Origin of the sequence: Hydrogenophaga defluvii, assembly GCF_042665235.1 — a bacterium.
Taxonomy (GTDB): Bacteria; Pseudomonadota; Gammaproteobacteria; order Burkholderiales; family Burkholderiaceae_C; genus Hydrogenophaga; species Hydrogenophaga defluvii_A.
Window position 1 is genome coordinate 24,413 of sequence record NZ_JBHTBZ010000062.1, and the last position, 18,985, is coordinate 43,397.

General features: G+C 59.1%; 28 protein-coding genes and 1 riboswitch. Of the genes, 16 read left to right on the top strand and 12 right to left on the bottom strand.

Going from position 1 to position 18,985, the window contains the following annotated elements; all coding sequences use genetic code 11:
- Positions 1-8: 8 nt before the first annotated feature.
- From ACFQU0_RS17970 to ACFQU0_RS17980, 3 genes are read right to left on the bottom strand one after another with little or no spacing between them, the layout of a single operon-like run.
- Positions 9-383 carry a hypothetical protein gene (locus ACFQU0_RS17970; protein ID WP_382203104.1) on the bottom strand — a complete coding sequence of 125 codons (375 nt, stop codon included), beginning with the start codon at positions 381-383 and terminating at the stop codon, positions 9-11.
- 51 nt (positions 384-434) lie between these two features.
- On the bottom strand, positions 435-722 hold the full coding sequence (locus ACFQU0_RS17975; RefSeq protein WP_382203105.1) for a hypothetical protein: 288 nt from the start codon (positions 720-722) through the stop codon (positions 435-437).
- Positions 719-1,060: a hypothetical protein gene (locus ACFQU0_RS17980; RefSeq protein WP_382203106.1), complete on the bottom strand. Its 342-nt coding sequence runs from the start codon at positions 1,058-1,060 to the stop codon at positions 719-721. Before ACFQU0_RS17980 ends, ACFQU0_RS17975 begins: the two co-directional genes overlap by 4 nt.
- 94 nt (positions 1,061-1,154) lie before the next feature.
- Positions 1,155-1,249: riboswitch (cyclic di-GMP riboswitch) on the bottom strand.
- A 139-nt stretch (positions 1,250-1,388) separates the two neighbouring features.
- On the opposite strand from ACFQU0_RS17980, the gene ACFQU0_RS17985 reads away from it, so the two are divergent.
- The 7 genes from ACFQU0_RS17985 to ACFQU0_RS18015 all read left to right on the top strand — a co-directional run bounded on the left by ACFQU0_RS17985 (position 1,389) and on the right by ACFQU0_RS18015 (position 7,299).
- Positions 1,389-1,700 (top strand): helix-turn-helix domain-containing protein, encoded by a 312-nt coding sequence (locus ACFQU0_RS17985; protein ID WP_382203107.1) that lies wholly within the window; start codon positions 1,389-1,391, stop codon positions 1,698-1,700.
- Positions 1,701-2,434: 734 nt separating this feature from the next.
- A complete protein-coding gene (locus ACFQU0_RS17990; protein ID WP_382203108.1) occupies positions 2,435-2,863 on the top strand; it encodes a hypothetical protein in 429 nt (142 codons plus the stop codon).
- 13 nt (positions 2,864-2,876) lie between these two features.
- Positions 2,877-4,265, top strand: a complete 1,389-nt coding sequence (locus ACFQU0_RS17995) for a type II toxin-antitoxin system HipA family toxin (protein WP_382203109.1) — start codon at positions 2,877-2,879, stop codon at positions 4,263-4,265.
- Positions 4,266-4,276: 11 nt separating this feature from the next.
- Complete coding sequence (locus ACFQU0_RS18000; RefSeq protein ID WP_382203110.1) at positions 4,277-5,635, top strand: putative bifunctional diguanylate cyclase/phosphodiesterase; 1,359 nt, start codon at positions 4,277-4,279, stop codon at positions 5,633-5,635.
- Positions 5,622-5,876, top strand: a complete 255-nt coding sequence (locus ACFQU0_RS18005) for a hypothetical protein (protein ID WP_382203111.1) — start codon at positions 5,622-5,624, stop codon at positions 5,874-5,876. The genes ACFQU0_RS18000 and ACFQU0_RS18005 overlap by 14 nt, the downstream gene beginning before the upstream one ends.
- Positions 5,877-5,908: 32 nt before the next feature.
- The gene (locus ACFQU0_RS18010) at positions 5,909-6,754 is read left to right on the top strand and encodes a hypothetical protein (RefSeq protein WP_382203112.1); all 846 of its coding nucleotides are present in this window, start codon (positions 5,909-5,911) and stop codon (positions 6,752-6,754) included.
- Between the two features lie 20 nt (positions 6,755-6,774).
- Positions 6,775-7,299 carry a metal-dependent hydrolase gene (locus tag ACFQU0_RS18015; protein WP_382203113.1) on the top strand — a complete coding sequence of 175 codons (525 nt, stop codon included), beginning with the start codon at positions 6,775-6,777 and terminating at the stop codon, positions 7,297-7,299.
- Positions 7,300-7,331: 32 nt separating this feature from the next.
- Here the strand turns inward: ACFQU0_RS18015 and ACFQU0_RS18020 are convergent, their stop codons facing one another.
- From ACFQU0_RS18020 to ACFQU0_RS18045, 6 genes are all read right to left on the bottom strand, one after another.
- Positions 7,332-7,715: a hypothetical protein gene (locus ACFQU0_RS18020; protein ID WP_382203114.1), complete on the bottom strand. Its 384-nt coding sequence runs from the start codon at positions 7,713-7,715 to the stop codon at positions 7,332-7,334.
- A 107-nt stretch (positions 7,716-7,822) separates the two neighbouring features.
- Positions 7,823-8,188: a helix-turn-helix transcriptional regulator gene (locus tag ACFQU0_RS18025; RefSeq protein WP_382203115.1), complete on the bottom strand. Its 366-nt coding sequence runs from the start codon at positions 8,186-8,188 to the stop codon at positions 7,823-7,825.
- A gap of 98 nt (positions 8,189-8,286) precedes the next feature.
- On the bottom strand, positions 8,287-8,490 hold the full coding sequence (locus ACFQU0_RS18030) for a hypothetical protein (protein WP_382203116.1): 204 nt from the start codon (positions 8,488-8,490) through the stop codon (positions 8,287-8,289).
- Between the two features lie 17 nt (positions 8,491-8,507).
- On the bottom strand, positions 8,508-8,687 hold the full coding sequence (locus ACFQU0_RS18035) for a hypothetical protein (protein WP_382203117.1): 180 nt from the start codon (positions 8,685-8,687) through the stop codon (positions 8,508-8,510).
- A gap of 35 nt (positions 8,688-8,722) precedes the next feature.
- Positions 8,723-9,349, bottom strand: a complete 627-nt coding sequence (locus ACFQU0_RS18040) for a LexA family protein (RefSeq protein WP_382203118.1) — start codon at positions 9,347-9,349, stop codon at positions 8,723-8,725.
- Positions 9,350-9,642: 293 nt separating this feature from the next.
- Positions 9,643-10,155 (bottom strand): RNA polymerase sigma factor, encoded by a 513-nt coding sequence (locus ACFQU0_RS18045; RefSeq protein ID WP_382203119.1) that lies wholly within the window; start codon positions 10,153-10,155, stop codon positions 9,643-9,645.
- Positions 10,156-10,271: 116 nt separating this feature from the next.
- On the opposite strand from ACFQU0_RS18045, the gene ACFQU0_RS18050 reads away from it, so the two are divergent.
- From ACFQU0_RS18050 to ACFQU0_RS18070, 5 genes are all read left to right on the top strand, one after another.
- Complete coding sequence (locus ACFQU0_RS18050) at positions 10,272-10,649, top strand: hypothetical protein (protein WP_382203120.1); 378 nt, start codon at positions 10,272-10,274, stop codon at positions 10,647-10,649.
- Positions 10,650-10,696: 47 nt separating this feature from the next.
- A complete protein-coding gene (locus tag ACFQU0_RS18055) occupies positions 10,697-11,371 on the top strand; it encodes a DUF262 domain-containing protein (protein ID WP_382203121.1) in 675 nt (224 codons plus the stop codon).
- A gap of 944 nt (positions 11,372-12,315) precedes the next feature.
- Positions 12,316-12,894, top strand: a complete 579-nt coding sequence (locus tag ACFQU0_RS18060) for a hypothetical protein (RefSeq protein ID WP_382203122.1) — start codon at positions 12,316-12,318, stop codon at positions 12,892-12,894.
- Between the two features lie 12 nt (positions 12,895-12,906).
- The gene (locus ACFQU0_RS18065; protein WP_382203123.1) at positions 12,907-13,323 is read left to right on the top strand and encodes a hypothetical protein; all 417 of its coding nucleotides are present in this window, start codon (positions 12,907-12,909) and stop codon (positions 13,321-13,323) included.
- A 133-nt stretch (positions 13,324-13,456) separates the two neighbouring features.
- Entirely contained in the window at positions 13,457-13,783 is a 327-nt protein-coding gene (locus ACFQU0_RS18070; protein WP_382203124.1) for a hypothetical protein, read from the top strand.
- 76 nt (positions 13,784-13,859) lie between these two features.
- On the opposite strand, the gene ACFQU0_RS18075 is transcribed toward ACFQU0_RS18070, so the two are convergent.
- On the bottom strand, positions 13,860-14,333 hold the full coding sequence (locus tag ACFQU0_RS18075) for a hypothetical protein (RefSeq protein WP_382203125.1): 474 nt from the start codon (positions 14,331-14,333) through the stop codon (positions 13,860-13,862).
- Positions 14,334-14,702: 369 nt separating this feature from the next.
- Here ACFQU0_RS18075 and ACFQU0_RS18080 point away from each other — a divergent pair, with 369 nt between their 5' ends.
- The 4 genes from ACFQU0_RS18080 to ACFQU0_RS18095 all read left to right on the top strand — a co-directional run bounded on the left by ACFQU0_RS18080 (position 14,703) and on the right by ACFQU0_RS18095 (position 17,650).
- Positions 14,703-15,902 (top strand): serine hydrolase domain-containing protein, encoded by a 1,200-nt coding sequence (locus ACFQU0_RS18080; RefSeq protein ID WP_382203126.1) that lies wholly within the window; start codon positions 14,703-14,705, stop codon positions 15,900-15,902.
- A 65-nt stretch (positions 15,903-15,967) separates the two neighbouring features.
- Complete coding sequence (locus tag ACFQU0_RS18085; protein ID WP_382203127.1) at positions 15,968-16,333, top strand: hypothetical protein; 366 nt, start codon at positions 15,968-15,970, stop codon at positions 16,331-16,333.
- A gap of 113 nt (positions 16,334-16,446) precedes the next feature.
- Complete coding sequence (locus tag ACFQU0_RS18090; protein WP_382203128.1) at positions 16,447-17,127, top strand: helix-turn-helix transcriptional regulator; 681 nt, start codon at positions 16,447-16,449, stop codon at positions 17,125-17,127.
- A complete protein-coding gene (locus ACFQU0_RS18095) occupies positions 17,117-17,650 on the top strand; it encodes a DUF6036 family nucleotidyltransferase (protein ID WP_382203129.1) in 534 nt (177 codons plus the stop codon). Before ACFQU0_RS18090 ends, ACFQU0_RS18095 begins: the two co-directional genes overlap by 11 nt.
- Before the next feature lie 110 nt (positions 17,651-17,760).
- On the opposite strand, the gene ACFQU0_RS18100 is transcribed toward ACFQU0_RS18095, so the two are convergent.
- Both ACFQU0_RS18100 and ACFQU0_RS18105 read right to left on the bottom strand, forming a co-directional pair.
- Positions 17,761-18,546, bottom strand: coding sequence for a hypothetical protein (locus tag ACFQU0_RS18100; protein WP_382203130.1), 786 nt, complete (start codon positions 18,544-18,546; stop codon positions 17,761-17,763).
- 66 nt (positions 18,547-18,612) lie between these two features.
- The gene (locus ACFQU0_RS18105) at positions 18,613-18,864 is read right to left on the bottom strand and encodes a hypothetical protein (RefSeq protein ID WP_382203131.1); all 252 of its coding nucleotides are present in this window, start codon (positions 18,862-18,864) and stop codon (positions 18,613-18,615) included.
- Positions 18,865-18,985: the final 121 nt, after the last annotated feature.

Consider the following 18,985-nt stretch of genomic DNA (forward strand, 5'->3'; position numbering starts at 1 on the left):
GGTCGGCATCAGGTTTCAGGGGAGTAGTAGAGGGTGGTTCCGCACTGGGTGCAGAAGTGCGCGCGTGTATACGTGTGCTCCCGCAAGGAACGCACGTTGATGCGCCGACCGCCACAGGAGTGGCATGAAACCCCGTTGCCGTGCACGTGAGTCGGGTGAGTTGCCTTGTACCAGTCGTAGCTCATTTGCTTGTACTTGGCCATGGTCGCCTGGAATTCCTTGGCCCTGGAAAAGCTGGAAATCAACATTCCAATCAGCACCACAAACCAAACCACGCCGAAAGCTGTGAAGGCGTGCATCTGCGTCAGCAGACCAAAAATGGAAATAACTGGGCCCAGGGCGAGGCAGAACAGGTACAGGGCGATGTAGATGATTCTTTTCATAGACACGTGAATGTTGATGTGAGCGGTTTTCTGATGCGGTTGGTCTCAGCGCTATTCACCATGAGGTTTGTTGGGAGTTCGCCCGCACACCACCTGCCATGCCTTCCATGTGACGTACACCGTCAGGAAGAGCGCCAGACCCAGCCACATGAGCACAGCAGCGGCGACATACATGTACGCCACCAGGTCAGCGCTTGACATGCAGGTTTCGCCAAGGGTGCAGCCCGCTGCCTTGGCAAGGTCCACCCCCCGCGCAAACAGCAGGAAGGGCAGGATCAGCAGGGCAGGCCAGAGTGCGTAGCGCAGCACCCGCAGTGCCCCACGCATGGAGCGACTCATGGCGCCTTCTTCGGTGTGATCGGGGTGTAGATGCAGGTCACAGCCCCTTTGGTGATCGTGACCGCGAAACGCATGTCGCAGTTGACGGCCGCAAAAATCACCGGCAGTTGCTCGTTCCCCCAAGAGTCGGGCAGGAAGACCACTTTTTCACCCGGTTTGCAGGCCTGCGCCACCACGTCATGCTGCCAGGCCTTGACCTCGCAGAGGTTGGTTTGGTCGATGGTGGGTTGCGCTGGCGCTGCAGCGGCCTGCGCAGCCTGTTGGAGGTTGCAACCAGCCAGGGTGGCGCAGACTGCCAGGAGAAGGGTGGAGACGCCGATGTGGAGCGCTTTTGTCATGGAATCGGTCCGTGAGTGTGGTGCACAAGGTGGGATGACCCACTGGCACATGACACGGGGAGAGACGCAACGACTCCAATCTGACCGGTGGAGGTCAGGCAACCCAGCTACCCGGTCAAGCGCGTGCGCTTGTCTGAGGGTCTGTGGCTTTGCGTCCCTGCCTTTCGGTCAGGTATGCCAATGTTTCAACTCTAGTATATGTGAAAGCCTTCCCTTGCTTTGGTTTGGTGGCGTTTTATCGAAAAACAAAGGAAAACTATTGCTCTTGTTGGCTGGACAACTACAATGACAAAGATTCTTTTCTTCGGGAAACACCAGTTTACTTACCATGCGCTCCCTTGCTGAGTTCGCCTCTGCTCTGAACGATGCCAAGAAAACCCGCAAGCTGACCGCCAACGCGTTGGCGCAGCGCACGGGGCTTACCTCTCAGGCGGTTCGCCAGATCCTGTCTGGGGAAAGTGCGCCCAGGCTCACCAACGCGATGGCGCTTGCCTCCGAGTTGGGGCTTGAGCTTGTGCTGCTGCCCAAGGACGCCGCCCAGTCGCTGGCAGCGCCCCCACAGGCGCAGCGGACCGTGGTCTCCGATGTGGAGCGCATGGTCCTCGGTGGCAAGACGGGCTGGGCGCCGAACGACGCATGACGCCACGACTTCACCCCATCACCGGCAAGAACGCCTATTGCGGCCCAACGGCCATGGCGACGGTGCTGGGCATCAGCACGGACCATGCTGCGCGGATCATCCGTGTCTTCAGCGGCCATCGCAGTATCAAGGGTGTCAGCGAACGGCACCTGTTGGACGCCTTCAAACGCGCTGGGTGCGGCCTGAGGTACCGTGACTTCAGGGTCGAGGGGCAGGGGCTTGTGAGTGCTGCGCAGTGGATGCGGCGCCATGCCGATCTGTTCGCCGACAGGCACGTCATCATTGTGTTTGGTCGGCACTACGGCACGCTGCTGGGCGACAGGTACCAGTGTTCTCTGAGCCAGCGCGTGGTCCCCCTCGAAGATCTGCCGCACCCTCATGAAGTGGTGGAGGCGTGTTTTGTGGTGGACGAGCTGCCGCAGCAGGCCCCCGTCGATACCGTGGCGCAGAGACCCGGCGCAACGCCCAGGCCCTGGCCAAGGCAAAAGCCCTCGCGCGCAAGCACGGCATCGTCATCGAGACAGTGGAGGGGGGTGGCTGGTACGAGGTCTTCTGCCCCGATCTGCAGGACGATGACCCGTTTGAAGGGCGGCCGAGCCCAGAATCAGGCCAGGAAGTGCTTTCCCTGGTCGAGGACTACGTGGACTGCCTGCAGAACGGCTACCTTGAGGCCGTGACGGACCCGCGACTGTTCTTTCCCTCCACACTCCACCAACACAACGGAAATTGCTTCAATGCCCAACTCTGATCGCCCAGCCCTTGTCACCGCGCGCGCCGCGCGTGCGTTGCATCGCCACACCCTGCTGCAGGCCCAGCGAATGAACGTGGTGTGCATTCTTGGAGGGGCCATTGCTGGCCTGTTGATTCTGGGCATTGTTCGCCCGGAGCTGCTGGCCTTCACGGATGGGATCAATGAAATTCACATGATCATCGTGGTCGCGGCGATCCTGTGCGTTGGTGTTTGGATGACGCCATTTCGTGACCCGCGCTTTTTGAGTGAAGAGAAGCTCCAAGGCGGGCTGGCCGATTGCATGTTGGTGCTCTCAGTGGATGAACTGGAGGCCATGGCAAACATGGGGCTCACGCATGAGGATTTGAAGAACACGCTTCGCTTCGCCACGTACAAGACCCCCGATACCCCCAACCACAACGTGGAGTCATGAAGGGGCGCCCACGATGCGATACCGCGCCCTCAATGTCTACCTTGGCCCCCGAAAGCGCTTCGTGGGTGTGCTGTTCCAGTACGGCATGGGTGCTGCGGCCATCACGCGTCTGGTGCCCGATCAGGGGTTCTGGAGCGACGACCAAGCCCCGGTGTTCTCACTCAATGCCCGCGTGCAGGATGCGCAGGCGCGCGCCGTGTTCTTGGCCGAGTACGTGGCGCAGCCTTTCTTCAACGGCGCGGGGGAAACGCTGCCCGCCTTTTTCTGGAATCTGCTGCCCGAGGGGCCACTGCGCCGTCATCTGGAGCAGATCTCGGACCTGGAGAAGGGTGATGACTTTGGCCTGCTGAGTGTGTGCGGAACGGACTTGCCTGGTGCGGTCTATGTCGAACAAGCCCCGCTGGACAGCCTGAGTGTCGCAAGGGTGGTGACACAGGAGCACGACGCACTGGAGGCTTCTGTGTCGCCCATGCCGCTGCCCGAGGCCACATCGCTCTCAGGCGTGCAGCCCAAGCTTTCCCTCGTGCAGGCCCCAGGAGGGCGCTACGTGGCCCGAACGAAGGATGCCAAGGGTGTGCACATCATCGCCAAGCTCCCAACCGTGGAATACCCACTGCTGCCCCAGGTGGAGGAACTGTCCATGCGGCTGGCCGAAGCCGCAGGGGTGAACGTGTGCGAGGTCGCGCTCGCGCCGATTGAGAAAATCGAGGCCGACCAGCCCTACACGCTTGGGGACGGCAAACAGTTCCTGGCCGTGCGCCGGTTTGACCGGGATGGCAAGCGTCACATCCACTGCGAGGACTTCGCCCAAATTCTGGGTGTCCCACCGGATGAGAAGTACACCCACGAGCGCGCCAGCTACGCGAACATCCTCAACGTCCTGATGCAAATGCCGGGGCTTGGTGTGGCAGCGGTGCACGAAATGCTGCGCAGGATTGTGGTCAACGACTTGCTGGGCAACTTCGATGGGCACCTCAAAAACTACGGGCTCCTGTACCGCGACGGCATCACCCCCGATCTGTCCCCGGCCTATGACGTGGTGGCCTATGCGGCGTACCTCTCTGGCAGAGGGCACGCTTTGAGGTTCACGCCCGACTCGCCCAAGCACGCGCGGATCTCCCCAAACATTGTTCGGCTGCTGTGCAACGCGGTGCCTGGCCTTCTGGAGCCCCAGGTGAACGCACTCATCAAGAACACCGTGCGCAAGGCCTACGACGCCTGGCCGGATCTCATCCGCGCATCAGGCCTGCTCGAAGAACAAAAGGCAAGGCTGTTGCAGCACTTCGAGAGAACGCCTGCCATTGCTTCGTTGCAAAAGCGGGTTTCAATAACCCCTAAGGCCATTGAGCGCGGCAACCATGAGTTGGCCAACGCACTGGAGATTGCACTCAAAAAGGCCTGATGAAGGATGTGATGGAACCATCGCTCGTGTCCTTTTTTAACCCACGCGACGTTCTCTCAGCGCGTGAGCGAACCCGCATCATGGTCCTCGTGGGTGGCATGCTGGTCATGGGCAATGGCCTTGGCTGGGCGTTGTTTTTTCTGAGTGCGCAGAACTGGTATGTGGCCGCACTTGAAGGGGCGCTGGCGCTCGTTGGCCTGGCGATCTACCGGCTCCAGAAGGCGGGGCACAGCCGATTTGCCTCATGCCTGCTTTTCAGCACCGTCTTCCTGGTGATATGCGTCTTCTCGCTGATCCTGGATGTGCCCACCGTGGCCGCGCCGCGCACAAGCCATCTGTGGCTGCTGACGGTGGGGCTTTGCGCCTACTACGTGCTCTACGAAGAAAAGCCATGGTTGCGCTACAGCGTGGCGTCAATCTATTTCGCGGCCTTCTACGTCTTCGCGAGCACCCATTTTGGATTTCGCACCGAGTACGCCATGCCCGACAGCACGCGCGTGGTGGGAACATGGATCAATGCTGCAGGGGCCATGCTTGTCATGTACCTCACGCTGTACCTGATGAACACCGACCCCTCTTTGCGCGGTGGCTTGCACTCGGCGATGCGGGATGCACTGGCGGCGCGGCAGTTCCGGCTGTTCTACCAGCCTCAGGTGGACGAGACAGGGCATGTGGTGGGCGCTGAGGCGTTGATGCGCTGGGATAGGCCCGGAGTTGGGATGGTCAGCCCCGCAGAGTTCATCCCCCTGGCAGAGCAGACAGGCTTCATCTTGTCGTTGGGTGGATGGGGGTTGATGGACGCGTGCAATCGTCTGGCCAAGTGGCAGCACAGCGAGCACCTCGCGCACCTGACCCTTTCGGTCAACGTGAGCGCCCAGCAGATCCGGCAACCCGACTTTGTGGATTTGGTCAGGACCGTATTGGCCCTCTCTGGAGCCCCCGCCAAGAAGCTCAAACTCGAACTGACCGAGAGCATGCTTGTGCAGGACATGGAAGACCTGATCACGACCATGAACTCCCTGGCGGACCTGGGTGTTGGCATTGCGCTGGATGACTTTGGTACCGGATATTCGTCACTGGCCTACATCAAGCGCTTGCCTTTGCGGCAACTGAAAATCGATCAGTCGTTTGTGCGTGACATTGCAGGCGACAAGCACTCCGCTGCGATTGCCAGGACGCTGATTGCGCTGGGCCAGACACTGGGCCTCACGGTGGTCGCAGAGGGCGTGGAGACAGCCCAGCAGCGGGCCTTGCTGTTGCGCGAGGGGTGCAGGGTGTTCCAGGGCTACTTGTTCGCCAGGCCAATGGAGGTGGAGGCGTTCGAGCAGTTCATCTTGAATGCCGGGAAGGGGCCGCATGAAAGCGTCTGAGAGCACGGTTTTGAGCCATGCCAGTGGGGTTCACCTGGTCATACTCAAGGACGGACGAGGGGATGAGGTGTTCTACGTGTTGGTGGACCACCCCATCGACGGGGAAGCCCCGAAGCGCACCTATGTGGGCAAGGTCGGCAAGACGCCACTGGAGCGCATCAATGAGGCGATGGAGCGGGCGCAGGGCATCGCTGTCCAGTATTTGAGAGAGCAAGAGCGGTCTGGCCGCATCGCCGGATAAATGCCGTTGTATTTAATCTTGGGAATGAAAAAGTGAAGAAATTGAAGTTGTCTCTTGCTGCACTGATCGCAGCCCTGGTTTGTGTTTTTGGTTCGACGGCCTATGCACAGAGCCAGGCTGAAAATGAAAAAAGAATGAAGAAGGTGTGTGCATTTCCCCGTGACAAGGTATGTGCTTGGGCCTCACGTCTCGCAAAAGAGTCACAGTCAAGCCCCACCCTTTTGAGGGCGCCAAATGGGATGTTGGTTTTGCCCGCCCGTGAATTTGGGCCTGCTCTTATTTTCCCAATCGAGGTGAAGTGGACTCATGCTGAATTTGATTGGCTCATCCGGCAAGGTAAAACTCCGGGTGTAGTCCTTGAGACCATGAAGAAAGAGCTTCGAGCCAAAGCGTTGGAGGGATGCCGCCAATGGCCTGCAGATCAGGGTCCCGCGCTTTTTCTGCGCGGCGATGGAGTCATCGTGTTTGAATATGTATCATTAGATGATATTGTCATTGATTCGTTCGCCATAAAACGTTGCGATAAGGATGCCATCGTGGATGTTCCGTTTGAGCGTGGATCAGAGATAATTTTGCAAGACCGCAAATTGATGGTCGAAAAATGGGATTCATCGCAAAGAACCTACCTGTTGGCCGGAGGCTCTTCCAAGTGCGACCTGAGTGAATCTGGAACGCCCTTATCACCGTGGGGGAATCGACGCAAGTACGAAGAAGTTGCGTCAGTGAATCCAGTCGAGCGTTGGCATGTGATAACCGCACTATTCGAAGACGGCACCACGGAGACCCTATTTCATTTCCGTGATTTGGCTGGTTGCAAGCGCTTCATTGCCCGCATGGACGGGGTAACGCCTGTGCCGAATAGACTGGCTCAGCGATGAGAACAGAGCCCCGCTGGTAAATGCCCTTCACACCCTTCCACATGGGCTTGGGCCTCGCGGCCAAGGCCGCTGCAGGCAACAGGCTGGGACTGGTCAGCTTCGGGCTGGCGCAGGTGCTCATGGACGTGGAACCCGGCGTGCGCATGCTCATGAACGATGGGCACCTGCATGGTTGGAGCCACACCCTCTTGGGCGCCCTGGGCATCGGGGCGCTGGCCACCTGGTGGTCACGTTGGTTGACTGGCCTGCTGGTGGGGCGATGGAATGCGGAGACCGGTCACTATGGGCTGCGCTGGCTCGGTGTGCCGGGGGCTTTGTCCTACAGGGTGTTGGGCGCGGGGGCTTTTCTGGGCACGCTGAGCCACGTGGGGTTGGACAGCCTCATGCACGCGGACATGAAGCCCCTGGCGCCGTTTTCTGATGCCAACCCACTGCTGGGGCTTGTGGCCCACGACTCGGTTTACAGCGCCATGGTGCTCTGCGGGGTCGCGGGAGGCTTGTGCTGGCTCATCCGGCAGAGGTTCTCTGGCCCACGGGGCGAGTAGATTCAGCGCGGGTTTCGGCGCCGAAAGTCCGCTTATTCCCGTGTGGGTTTCGGCGCCGAAAGCCCACTCATCGCGGGGCTCTCACTTTTGAAATGTCGCCACCTGCGCATGCGGAACTTCGCCAGGATGGCCGACCACACCTTGCCCTCATCAGAGACGACATGCGGACTTTTGCCGATGCGCGAGAGCAGCCACTGTTCTGCAAAGAGGACGATCTCCAGAGCCAGCTCGTCTTCTTCTGTGCTCATGGTGTCTAGCTTTTTGCCCATGATGGTCTCGAACCGGTCGGCCACGGCAAGCCACTTCTCAGCCAGCTCTGGGTCGAGGTCGGCGATCTCTTGGGCGTGGGTGTCGCAGGCCTCGAAGGCGAAGTTCAGGGCCTTGCGAAGAAGGGTGTCATCGCGGAAGGTGGTCATTGCTCATTGCTAGAGATTTGCACGGCAAGTGCACAGCGAGGTTGGTTCGTCTCGTCTGTGGAGGCCTTTGTGCTTGCACGCTGAAACTCATACTGAGTTCAGATTGATCACGTCTTGCGCTCGGGGGCTATCTCTTCCAGGAGGTCGAGAAGTATCCGCGCCTGTCGCGAACCCAATCGGCCATTTTCGATAGCGGAGGCCACCCGTTGGATGAGCAGTAGGCCGATGCGCTCTGATGGATCATCGTACTCATGGTGCAGCGTCGGCATCGGCACCACGTCCTCAAGATTCAGTCCGAGTGCCTTTGCAAGCGGCCGAATGTGGATCGCCTGCATATCTGATTCACCAGCCTCCCATTTCGAATAGGTGGACTGAGCGACGCCTACTCGCTTGGCCACATCGGCTTGTGTAAGGCCTGCGGCCCTCCGTGCTGCGACCAGTCTCGCCGCGTATGCGCTACTGAGCATGTTCATCGATATTTTCCTATGGCTTCCCAGGTTCTTATTTCGATGTGTAGCTACAAATACAAATGACCTTGAGAGGCATGGCGTCTGCATTCCCTTGGGCAAGTTCACCCGGCAGGCACACCGTTGGGGTACCGCTGGCGCACGTTTGCTGCCCAAAATGCGATGGCTTCGTTGATCTCGGTTTCGCGATCAGGAAAAGTCATCAAGAGCCTTTCCTTCAAGGCCTTCACGCTTTGGCACTGGAATTGCCGCGCAGCGTTGACTGCGGCCCGCAGCATGTCGTAGCCGCTATCGGAGAGTGTTTCCATGGCTGTTTAGTCCTCGTTCAGATGGGTGCCGTCGCGGCCTTGAGACCGGCCTGCACCTCATCGAGCCAATCACCATCGACGCCAGGCATTGCGGGCAGAGACGCGGCGACGTCATCGGGTACCGCCTGAACCCAGTCGCGCAGTGCCTGAAGCGCGCAGGCGGCATCCGCAAGCAATCTTTTGGTGTCCTCTTGCATGGCGTATGGTTTCCTTGCTCGACCGGATGCGCGCTTTACGCGGGCACCCATTTGCCAATCACGACCCCACAGATTTTGGCCGTGTCGGGGATCTCCACAAAGCGCGGTGACCACGCGGGGTTGAGCGCTGCGAGGACATTGCGGCCGTCTTCCACCACGAGTTGCTTGAACGTGGCTTCGGCCTGGCCTTCCAGGGCCACGATCACCCGGTCAGTTGAGTTGGGCGTGCGGTCGGGGTCCACAAAAATCACGTCCCCGCTGCTGTAGGAGGGACGGCCTGCAGGGTTGTTCATGGATTCGCCGCGCACCTCCAGGCAGAAGGTGCGAGGGCCGTGAGCGATGGGGCAAGGGAGCTGCTTTGTGCCTGTCCCCGGCTGGTGGGTGGCATCGCCCATTTCGGCGGCTTCTTCCCACGTGATGAGGGGAGCGTAGCCAGGAGCGGGGAGGCTTGAGACGTGGGAGGCCGTGGGCGCTGCGCCGAGGGGTGGCAGCGGGAAGCCGGTGGCCACCGAAATGTCATGAAGCTGCTGGAGGCTTGGCGTGTGTTTGCCGGTCTCCCAGTGACTCACGTTCGCTTTGCTGCAGCCGATCACTTTGCCCAACCCATCTTGAGACCAGCCCTTGCTGCTGCGTGCATCCTTGATCCAGTCGCCCATGTCCATTTGGAATCCATCCTGCGTGTGTATGTATAGCAATGCTACACCACAAGGTGCGTAAACATGAACCAACATGCACAATCACGCGTCAATTTGCTGATCAGTGGACGTTTGAGTTGCGTATAGCTATCCGTTTGGTCTCTTGGGCGGTCTCTTGGGCCCGGTCTTTCGGTCTCGTGCTCAAAAAGTGGGCACTGTGATTGCGAGTCCCGATCAAGGGGCGTGTGGCGCCTCATCACTGTGTTGTCCACAGACTACTCCCCAGAGACGGTGGATAACTTGGGAGGTGACCAAAAGGGTCAGACGACAGTGGGCTTGGCGCGCGTGTGCTGATTGGCCGAGCGCCGGGTGACTTGGACGCTGGCGATCACCGAGGGGTCTTTGTCAGCCCACCAGCGTTTGGTCAGCCCGAACCTGACCTTGTACTGGGCGTCGTCCACCCCTTCGAGCATGTCGCGGTGGTTGGCCAGCAGAACGGACCGGGAGGGGATGCCAAGGATCTGCAGGGCATTGCGCAGATGCATCTTGGCCGTGGTCACATCGCACCCCATGATCTGGGCAATTTCGGCGTAGCCCAAGCCCCCCAGTGTGGCGGTGAGTGCGGCGTGGCGCTTCAGGGTGAGCTGGCCCAGCTTGATCAGCAGGATTTCTCCGTCCTGAGATAGCCCCCCGGCCGCAGGTTCCGTGGGGCTTTGCGCCTGCCCCATGACCTCTACCAACACCTTGCCCATGACGCGCTCAAGGCGGTCCAGGCGTGAAGTGATGCCGCTGAGCAGATCGATGATCTTCTGGGTGTTTTCGTTGCTATCCATGGTGTCAGTTCGGCACATACGTTTACACCTATTATGGCACCAGTGCCGAAAAACACGGTAAAACATCCCGACAACAATGCAACCACGGTATAAACAAAAGCAACTATAATGCAGGCATGGCCAACCCATCCGCATCCCAACCGCAGTCCCCCAGCGCCCAAGCCTTGCTCGCTCAGGTGCAGTCCTTGGGCTACAGCGTGACGCTGGAGCTGCGCGGCACGACTCAGAAGTGGGTGAACGGCAAAAACCTCTTCATCGGGGCTTGTACGCCGGGTGGGCTCGACTTGCGTGATGCCTACGGGCCCGTGCGGCTTGAAATCGATCTGCAGGCGGGTCGCTGCCTGCGCTGGCAGAGCGAAACAGGCGAGCAGGCCCAGACGCACAGCCAAGCGCTGCGCAATGCGATCATGGCGGGCAAGGTCCGTCGAAACTCTGCCCTGTACTGGGGACTGCATGCCATTGCCCAGCTCGTGGCCAGTGATGCTCGCAAGTAATGCTCGCAAGTGATGCGTGCAAGGCGTGACCTCAAACAATGACGACCATGAAGAAACCCTTCGACCTCTCCGACCCGTACTGGGACAGCCTGAGTGCCCAGCACCGGGCGCTGTATGACCTCGTGCGCCCCATGCCGACTGCGGCCTACACCGCCGATTGGAGGATCTCGATGCTGGAGACGACCTTGGAGCGCATGGCCGAGGAACAGCGCCAAGCGGGAGGCACCTTCGAGCTGGAGCCGGATTTTCAGCGTGGCCACGTGTGGACGGAGCAACAGCGCGTGGCCTTCATTGAGTCGCTGCTGCGCAAGACGGCGCCCAACCGCATCCTGTTCAACTGCCCTGGGTGGTCGCGCTCGACGGCCTCAGCGGGTGCAGGTGGGGACATTGCCGAGCACACCTTCCAGTGCGTTGACGGCCTGCAGCGGCTGACCGCCGTGCGCAAGTTCATGGCTGGTGAGTTCGGTGTCTTTGGGGGGCTTGGGGCGCAGGATTTGAAGGGCTCTCCGTTCGACCTGGGGCGCTACCGCCTGCAGATGGCGGTGTACGAGTTCCACAACCGCGCGGACTTGCTCAACTTCTACTTGCACTTGAACGAAGGGGGCACGCCCCATGGTCCCGAAGAGCTGGCGCGCGTGCGGCAGTTGCTCATGCTTGGCGGCAACCGTAACGGGCCTGCCAGCCGAAAACTGAACCACGGAGAAGCACATGCCGAAAATTGACCCCCAAGAATGGCTTGCCGTTGCACGGCGACAGCGCCCGAGCACACCAGGGTTGACCGACTGGTTCCCCGGCAGCGTGGCCCCGTTCCATGTGGGGTGGTATGAACGGTTTTTCACGGACTCCGAGACCATCCCGGTGGAGGCCTCTATGCAATATTGGGACGGCCAACGGTGGCTGATCTCAGAGGGGTGGGCACACTGGCGCCAAGTGGGTGAATATCCCTCCTGGCGGGGTGCCACGGTGCGTCTTAGTGCTGGGCAAGTGGTCACGCTGCTGCGGGGCTCCAGAGGGCGTGAAACGGGGCTTGGCTGCGGTCGCCGCGTGCGAGCACGTCTGCAGTCCGCGACGCCGTACGCAATCCATGCTGTGTTGCTCCAAGACGATCAGCTTGCAGCGGTTGCTCCCTTCAAGGCGGGAGAGGCTGGTGTTTGGCACGGCCTGTCCTTCCTGAGCCAAATCGAGGCAACAGAGCTATGAGGCTGTTGTCAGTGGCGGTGCGTATTTGGCAGTGTTCGCCCACGATGGAATCCGCCAACTTTATTAGAGGACAACATGAAGATTTCGGACAGCATGGTTGACGCCGCTCTGGCTGTAGCGCCTGGGCTGGATAGAACTGTCGTCATCGCAATACTCCAAGCCGGATTGCTGGAAGCTTCGACCCAGCAACTCTCTGCCTTGTGCCTGGGTGTCGCACGGGTTGTGGCTGTGGTGGACACGCCGAGGCATGCGTCGCATCGCGCGCTCTTACGAGCCGCTGGGGAGGATGCAGAGCATGCAGCCTGAGACGGTCGCAGTACCCAAGAAGCGGGGCAGGCCCGTGCGCCGAGCGAGTGCCAACCAGGTGCCAGCGCCGCCCTCTTCATCGGCAAGTGCATCGCAAGTTGACCTCTATGTGGGATTCCTTTCACGGCACCCGACCGCCGAAGAACCCACGGGATTCAGCTTGGAGTTGTTCACCCAGCGTTTTGCCGAGGCCAGCGCCAATTGCGTAGATGCAAGAAGCCTTGAGCAGCGGTTCAGCGAGGCTGCAGGAATATCGGAGCATGTCGCCGGGAGAGTGTTGGCGGGGTTGACCCCATTGACGGCGAAGATGGTGGCTGCGACCGCCAAGCACCTGGGCATGTCGGCCGATGCACTGCTCTTAGGCCGAGCCCCACAACCCGCACCGGCCTACCCGTCTGATTTGGATGCTGACGAAGCACGTCTGCTGAAGTCCTACCGCGCCGCCAACGAGACCGGCAAGGCGTGTGCGTTTTTCACGCTCGCGCTGCCGCGACTGCTGGAGACCTTGGCCCCCGAGGGGCGGGATCGAGTGATTGCCTCGCTGGTGGCATTGCACAACTCAGGGTGGCAGGAGCAAATGTCTTTCCTGCCGCATGTGCTGGGCGTCTACCAGGTCAGGACAGGCAACGACTTGACGGACAGTTTGGGGGCGGCAACTGTTTTCACACCATGGCATGACGCTCTGGGGGTGTATGGCCCAGAGCAGCGGCCTCTGTGGACGTACCTCGAAACACACTGAATCTGAGGACCGATGAACTACTCGACAGACGTTTTGGCTTTCCTGCGCAAGCAGATCGAGAGCGCTGGCACGCGCGTACTGGGGTCTGGCATCGTTCCCGCAAGCCCCGTGGATTACCCCGCACACGAGTGGGTCTACAGCCGCCAGCGTGGGTACTCGATGGAGATCCTTTTGAGTCCCGCCACCGAGGCACCCAGCGTTTATGGCGACGGCGGCGTGTCCCTGCGGCTCTGTCTCATTCATCAGTCCCAGAGCGCCGTGGTGCCCGTCTTTTGGTTCCGCCTGGATGATGATCCCAAGGCCATGTGCTGGCGCACGCTGCCCACCCTCATTGAGGCGGTGGATGGGGTACTGGGCACAGCCAGTGAACCATATTCCCAGCAACCTTCGCTTCATCAGAGCCTCGTGGAGGCAGTCAATGGTGCTTGAGCTATTGCAACTGGACGACAGGCCCGCAGGCGCGCGTTCTTAATGGCCATCGGATGCTTGTGGGTCAGCCTCCATGTCCAGTTAAGATGCCCAAGAGACTGAGTTTGACATTGACGATTTATAAGGTTTCTATATGTCGGCAGGATTTTTCTTTTTTCTTTGCTTTGTTGTTGTCGGATTGATCATCTGGGGTGTGAAGGTCCGTCAGGATGACGAAGTTGCCAAGATCAACGCTATGTCGCCCGATGATCGGCTTACCTACTTGTTTGGGCCGCGCAATGAGCATTTGGTCTGCCCTCATTGTCAGACCAAAGGTTTGGTGCATGCCAAGAGCATTGTCGAAGCTGTCACGTCAACCGGCACTGTCGGTGGGATATTGAAGACGAACACCGAAAGCACCACGATGGTTGCTTCAATTCAACATCACTGCGCCAAGTGTTCAACGACTTGGAAGGTGTGACGCGCACTTTGGCGGTGACAAAAAAGGAGGGGGCTTCGGCCCCCTTCTCTGTTTGAGAAGATGGCCTGCGCGGTGTTCAGCGTGTCGGGCCAACCGGCCGCGCGCTGGGGGAGCCAGGCATGGCTAAGAACTTGCCCCATGACGGGGGGCCTTTTTTTAGGATCTGAGCCGTCACGCTTGCCTCCAAGCTGGCCAGCGCCTGCCTTGCGGCTTCGTTCAGTTCGGGATCTGCATAGGCCATCATGAACACCCGGATGAGCTGGACCAGCTCGCCCTTGATGTTGTGGTCCTTCACCAACGCCATCACGCTGAATTGCTCCAGCAGGGCGGGCGGGGCCGTCATGAGGTGGTCTAGGCTGGCGCCCTTGACGAACTCATTGAACGAGGCACGCAGTACGACCCTGCGCTCTTCGTGGCTGAGAGGGCCAGCAGTGCTGTCGATCTCCAACCTGGGCGCCAAGGCCATGGCCTCATCCACCTTGCGCTCGATGGCTTGGCGGGTTGTTTCGTCCCATCGGGGGTCGCTGTTGTCAGGGGGATTGAATCGCATCACGGGGCTTTGAAGCAGGGATGAGGGGTATCGGGCGAACTGTGCACAGTGCTCGGGCATCGTAACCCTGCGACGCCTCGTGAAAACGTCTGTGTGAACTTTGCACAGCCCTTGGGCAATTCAGGGATGATCGTGCTCAAGAGCGATCAAGTCCAACACCCAACCATGAGTGGATTGAATCCTGAAAGCGAGCATGGGCAACCTGGCCGAACAACGCGCCTTTTGGCGGTTGTAGAGGTGCCCGAAACAAAAAAGGTGATGTGCAACCAGCCTGGGGGCAAACAGGTCTTTGTTGCGCATACTTTGTTTGTTGAAAGCGTTATGGCACACTAATTTAGCTTGACTAGCCGAAAAGTTATGAGGCAACCAATGAAATACTCAAAGATTAGGCTGGCATTTACAGCAACCACTCTGCTGGCAGGTTGTGTTTCCATCGCATTGGCCCAAAGCAATATGTCCTACGCAGACGGTGCCGCAGCAGTCCCTGATAGTTGGCTGCTCGTGAAAAAGGGCAATCCGTGGTGGTACACCACAAAAGCCAGCCCAACTCCAGTGGCTTTGCGTCAGCGCACACCTACAGCAGCAGAGCAACAGGTGATTGAACGAGCACGTTCTCTGGTTGCCAACAGACCCGCCAAAGCGTTTGCGCTACTTGATGGTGATGTAGTGGTGTACTCGGAAACCAAAGCTCCTGCAGATATGGAATCTGTGTTCCATGGATTTTCTGTAGGTAAAACAGTCACAGCCATGGCTGTCGGTCAGGCCATATGTCTGGGCAAGCTGAAACTGGACACCAAAGCCAGTGAAGTGATGCCTGAATTAGCAGGAAAAGCATTAGGCTCTGCGACTGTCCATGATTTACTGCGCATGGCATCAGGTTCTGCTGAACCCAATCCCGATAGCACCATCTTCACACCAGAGCAGTTTAAGGAGTGGGGGCGCGGCAACTTGAATCTCGTTGACCTTATCACAGAAGAACGCGTGGCCAAGGCACAGCGCGGCGTGTTCTCAAATTACAAGCCAGGTGAGTTGTTTTCATATAAGGGCACCGATCCGATTTTGCTGGGGCTAATGGTCAGCAGAGCCACAGGCATCGTTTGGAATCAATGGATACAGGAGACAATTCTGAATCCAATGGGGGCTGCGCATTCGGGCCTATACGTGCAAGATCGCCAGCAAAATGGACTTTCTGACGGTGGCTTGCGTATGAGGTTAGAGGACTGGATGCGGTTTGCTGTTTGGGTTAAACGAAGCAGCAAAGAGCAAAGCTGCTTCGGTGATTTTGTGCGCAAGGCCATTACCACACAAATTCCCAATGGGAGCAGCCCGAGCACACGCAAGATGGGCAAGCTGTTTGGCGGATATGGCTATCTCACATGGACCGATAACGAGATAGCGCACAACACGTCTTGGGCCGTTGGCTGGGGTGGTCAGCGGATTTCATGGCACCGCGACAGCGATAGGATCGTGATTGCATTCTCCAACATCGAAAATTGGATGCCAGATTTATACGAAGTAGCACGCGACTGGAACGCATTGCTGTCGCGAAAGACTATGAATGCGATATGAACACAACCTTGCAGCCTGACACATTAAAACAACCCGCCACTCAATCAAAAACATTCCGCTGAACCATGTTCACCACCATCGTTGGCGCCCTCTGGGTCCTCTTCATCCTCTTCATCGTCTTCAGGACGGGGCTCTTCAAAGGCAGGCGCTACGGCAACAAAGTCGCTGCTCACATCGGGATTCCAAAGCGTCTTTTTCATGCCCTGCTGGATTCCACGCCAGGCCCCAGCACGCAGTTCCTCTCTGTCCTCAAGGATTCGAGCCCATCGCTTGACCACAGCGCGCTCGTCCTGTCCCCCTACATGATGGCCAGCCTGGATACCCTGCAAAACAGGTTCGGCCGGCAACCCATGCTCGATGCCGCGCGCCCCATCGTCGAGCGTCTCTACCGCCAGCACAAGCACAACTTGGAAGCCCAGCGGGAGCAGTGATCTGGGTGAGGGTGGTCCCGCCCCTGTTTCTTGCGTTTTGCGGGCGCGTCGTTCCGCTTCAACTGTCCATAATATTAGGCAAAACAATGTGAAATGCGTAGAATACTGAACACATGAAACCGGACGATGACGACTTTGTTCTGCACCGCCAATTGCTGCTGCAGCTTGGGGATAGGTTGCGACGTCTGCGTAAAGATGCCAAGGTCAGCTCGGTCGAGTTGGCCAAGCGCGCCGGGGTCTCGCGAACGACGCTCTACGCGGTCGAGGCCGGCGATCCAAGCCCCTCCATGGGCAACTACCTGAGGGTGATGGCGACCCTAGGCGTGGCCTCAGACCTGGCGCTTGTGGCGGGCGACCTTCTTCGCGCGCCCCCGGCCGACTCTGCCGCTGGCCGCTCGCGCCGCCCCAAGCCCCAAGTGAGCATCATGGTCAGCGCGGACAACAAGCGGCACCAGGCGCAGGATCTGCAAAGCCTTGTCTTGCACGAACTTGCCGTGGATCTGGTCAAAAAAGACCCCGAACGTGTCAAAGAGGCTCAGCAGGTGCTTGAGCGCTGGATGGAGACGGCAAGCCCCCATTCCAGGCCACTGCTCGACAAGTGGGTGACCATTCTGAGCAACAAGCAGTGGTCCAAGGTGCTGGGACGAACTCGGAATGCACAAGAGTTGCGCCAGTCTTCCCCCTTGACCGTCCTGCTCCCCAAGGGGACCAGGGAAAAGGCCCTGGAGGGCGTTTCGCGCCTTAAGGCTGGGTTGGTGTTGATCGACACGAGCGGCGCCACCCATGAACCGTGACGATCTTGAGCACCTGATTCGGGTCTCTGCGGAGATTGCCCAGGAATACGATCTTTTGATCGTGGGCAGTCAGTCCATTCTGGGTGCTATTCCGTATCCGGCACAAGAGTTCAAGAGGTCTATGGAGGCCGACATGTACCCCCGGTACGCGCCTGAGAAGGCCACCAAGATCGAGGGTGCGATAGGCGAGGCGTCTGAGTTTCACAAGACCCATGGCTACTACGCTCAAGAGGTGGACCCCAGTACATTCACTGTTCCTCAGGGCTGGGAAGAGCGCCTGTGCAAGATCCAGAACGCCAACACTGACAGCAAAATTGGCTGGTGTCTCAGCCTTGTGGACCTCTTTCTGTCCAAGGCCGCTGCAGGCCGTGATAAGGACAGGGAGTTTTGTCAGGCCATGCTGCGCCATCGCTACATCAATGCCCCCGATGCTTTGGAGCTGGTGCCAGCCATGACGACCCTGGATGAGGAAGAGCGCGAGCGCCTCGCGAAACGTATCCGCCGCTGGGACAAGACAAAGTAGCGACGCGCGTTCAAAGTCGCTTTTGACGGTCACGCGTCCACGTGCCGTGCGCCGAATAGGCCCTTCTTGTCAGTGACGCACCCCCGCTGGCGCAGCAGGGGGCAGAGAGCCTACTTGAACTCGTGCAGGATTCTGTTGCCGCTCCCGTCCACTACAGCGGCGCAGATGAGGTTCACTGCCGCGTAGTAGGTGGACAAGGACTGGTCTTTCATGGCATCAAAATCCGTCCATGAAGAGTAGGACTCAAAAGTCCAGGGCTCCTGAACAACGCCGATAAAGGCCAGGCGAGCACCCGACCCTACCGCCCTTGCCTTTTCTACTGGGTATTTGAAGAAAAATTTGCTCTGCTTGCCGTTGATGAAGGGGTGTTTGACCGCCGATTTCACAAAGGCCAGCCCGTAGTGCCTGCTCGAAACTGACTTGGCGCCCAAGCCGATATCTCGACTTGTAGTGCCATCAGGTTCTGCCTCCGACACAGCAGGGAATGGCACTTGTTTGCCGTCTTTTCGTGACGAAGCGGCCGATACCCCAAACTTTGCCTCAAAACCCCCACGGTCGGGGTCGTAAGAAATCCATGGCCCACCGGTCATCATTTTGAACACCAGGTTCTGGCCTGCCATCTGTTCAGCGGTCTTTTCCTGGTGCGCCTTCTTGGCCGTCTTCACGCGAGCGGCAAACGCTTTCGCCGACTCGTATTGCATGTCGCGAGAGGGCTCGGAAAAAGGCCTGGGCAGCTTGCCCATGAAGTCCGTCTCTTTCAGCAGCGGGGTGCTGACGATCAGAGCTGCGCAATCGGGTTTGGCTTGGGTCGGCTTGGCCTGCTGGGCAATGCTCAAGAGGGGCGCGGCGAGCGCGGTCAGGGTGACAGCGCGAAAAAAGATTGTGGTGATGGGCATTCGTTCCTTGTCGTGGCGACAAACTTCGCCAGAGAGCGGGGGGCTTTTCTGAGGCTTTGATGGGGATCAGTTCAGGAAGCGTGGCGCCTCATCGGTGTTGAGGACTGATGCGGCTGCGGAGAGGGCTTTCATCGCGGCTTCTGTGCCCCCTTGCTCCTGAATCGCGGCGGTGATGCCCATGAGCACTTGGGCCCACGGAAACTCACCCTTGAGACCGGGCAAAGTGGCCACCTCAATCCCGTCGCTTGCCAGAGAGACACGCAGGAGTTCGAGGGCGGCTTGGCCCTGTGCGGGCATGTTGTCGATGATGCTGTTCATGGCCGGGGATGCTATCCGATCAGGCGCTGTGAATTCGCAGGTGCGCATTCCACTGATGGCGGACAGTGATTCCATTCCCATCGCGGACAGCGTTCCATGCGATGGCGGACACCGTGCGCGG

Bases quoted from the DNA above. Each gene is read 5' to 3' on its own strand.
- ACFQU0_RS17970 (WP_382203104.1), bottom strand. From the start codon at position 383: ATGAAAAGAATCATCTACATCGCCCTGTACCTGTTCTGCCTCGCCCTG.
- ACFQU0_RS17975 (WP_382203105.1), bottom strand. From the start codon at position 722: ATGAGTCGCTCCATGCGTGGGGCACTGCGGGTGCTGCGCTACGCACTC.
- ACFQU0_RS17980 (WP_382203106.1), bottom strand. From the start codon at position 1,060: ATGACAAAAGCGCTCCACATCGGCGTCTCCACCCTTCTCCTGGCAGTC.
- ACFQU0_RS17985 (WP_382203107.1), top strand. From the start codon at position 1,389: ATGCGCTCCCTTGCTGAGTTCGCCTCTGCTCTGAACGATGCCAAGAAA.
- ACFQU0_RS17990 (WP_382203108.1), top strand. From the start codon at position 2,435: ATGCCCAACTCTGATCGCCCAGCCCTTGTCACCGCGCGCGCCGCGCGT.
- ACFQU0_RS17995 (WP_382203109.1), top strand. From the start codon at position 2,877: ATGCGATACCGCGCCCTCAATGTCTACCTTGGCCCCCGAAAGCGCTTC.
- ACFQU0_RS18000 (WP_382203110.1), top strand. From the start codon at position 4,277: ATGGAACCATCGCTCGTGTCCTTTTTTAACCCACGCGACGTTCTCTCA.
- ACFQU0_RS18005 (WP_382203111.1), top strand. From the start codon at position 5,622: ATGAAAGCGTCTGAGAGCACGGTTTTGAGCCATGCCAGTGGGGTTCAC.
- ACFQU0_RS18015 (WP_382203113.1), top strand. From the start codon at position 6,775: ATGCCCTTCACACCCTTCCACATGGGCTTGGGCCTCGCGGCCAAGGCC.
- ACFQU0_RS18020 (WP_382203114.1), bottom strand. From the start codon at position 7,715: ATGACCACCTTCCGCGATGACACCCTTCTTCGCAAGGCCCTGAACTTC.
- ACFQU0_RS18025 (WP_382203115.1), bottom strand. From the start codon at position 8,188: ATGAACATGCTCAGTAGCGCATACGCGGCGAGACTGGTCGCAGCACGG.
- ACFQU0_RS18030 (WP_382203116.1), bottom strand. From the start codon at position 8,490: ATGGAAACACTCTCCGATAGCGGCTACGACATGCTGCGGGCCGCAGTC.
- ACFQU0_RS18035 (WP_382203117.1), bottom strand. From the start codon at position 8,687: ATGCAAGAGGACACCAAAAGATTGCTTGCGGATGCCGCCTGCGCGCTT.
- ACFQU0_RS18040 (WP_382203118.1), bottom strand. From the start codon at position 9,349: ATGGACATGGGCGACTGGATCAAGGATGCACGCAGCAGCAAGGGCTGG.
- ACFQU0_RS18045 (WP_382203119.1), bottom strand. From the start codon at position 10,155: ATGGATAGCAACGAAAACACCCAGAAGATCATCGATCTGCTCAGCGGC.
- ACFQU0_RS18050 (WP_382203120.1), top strand. From the start codon at position 10,272: ATGGCCAACCCATCCGCATCCCAACCGCAGTCCCCCAGCGCCCAAGCC.
- ACFQU0_RS18055 (WP_382203121.1), top strand. From the start codon at position 10,697: ATGAAGAAACCCTTCGACCTCTCCGACCCGTACTGGGACAGCCTGAGT.
- ACFQU0_RS18065 (WP_382203123.1), top strand. From the start codon at position 12,907: ATGAACTACTCGACAGACGTTTTGGCTTTCCTGCGCAAGCAGATCGAG.
- ACFQU0_RS18070 (WP_382203124.1), top strand. From the start codon at position 13,457: ATGTCGGCAGGATTTTTCTTTTTTCTTTGCTTTGTTGTTGTCGGATTG.
- ACFQU0_RS18075 (WP_382203125.1), bottom strand. From the start codon at position 14,333: ATGCGATTCAATCCCCCTGACAACAGCGACCCCCGATGGGACGAAACA.
- ACFQU0_RS18080 (WP_382203126.1), top strand. From the start codon at position 14,703: ATGAAATACTCAAAGATTAGGCTGGCATTTACAGCAACCACTCTGCTG.
- ACFQU0_RS18085 (WP_382203127.1), top strand. From the start codon at position 15,968: ATGTTCACCACCATCGTTGGCGCCCTCTGGGTCCTCTTCATCCTCTTC.
- ACFQU0_RS18090 (WP_382203128.1), top strand. From the start codon at position 16,447: ATGAAACCGGACGATGACGACTTTGTTCTGCACCGCCAATTGCTGCTG.
- ACFQU0_RS18095 (WP_382203129.1), top strand. From the start codon at position 17,117: ATGAACCGTGACGATCTTGAGCACCTGATTCGGGTCTCTGCGGAGATT.
- ACFQU0_RS18100 (WP_382203130.1), bottom strand. From the start codon at position 18,546: ATGCCCATCACCACAATCTTTTTTCGCGCTGTCACCCTGACCGCGCTC.
- ACFQU0_RS18105 (WP_382203131.1), bottom strand. From the start codon at position 18,864: ATGAACAGCATCATCGACAACATGCCCGCACAGGGCCAAGCCGCCCTC.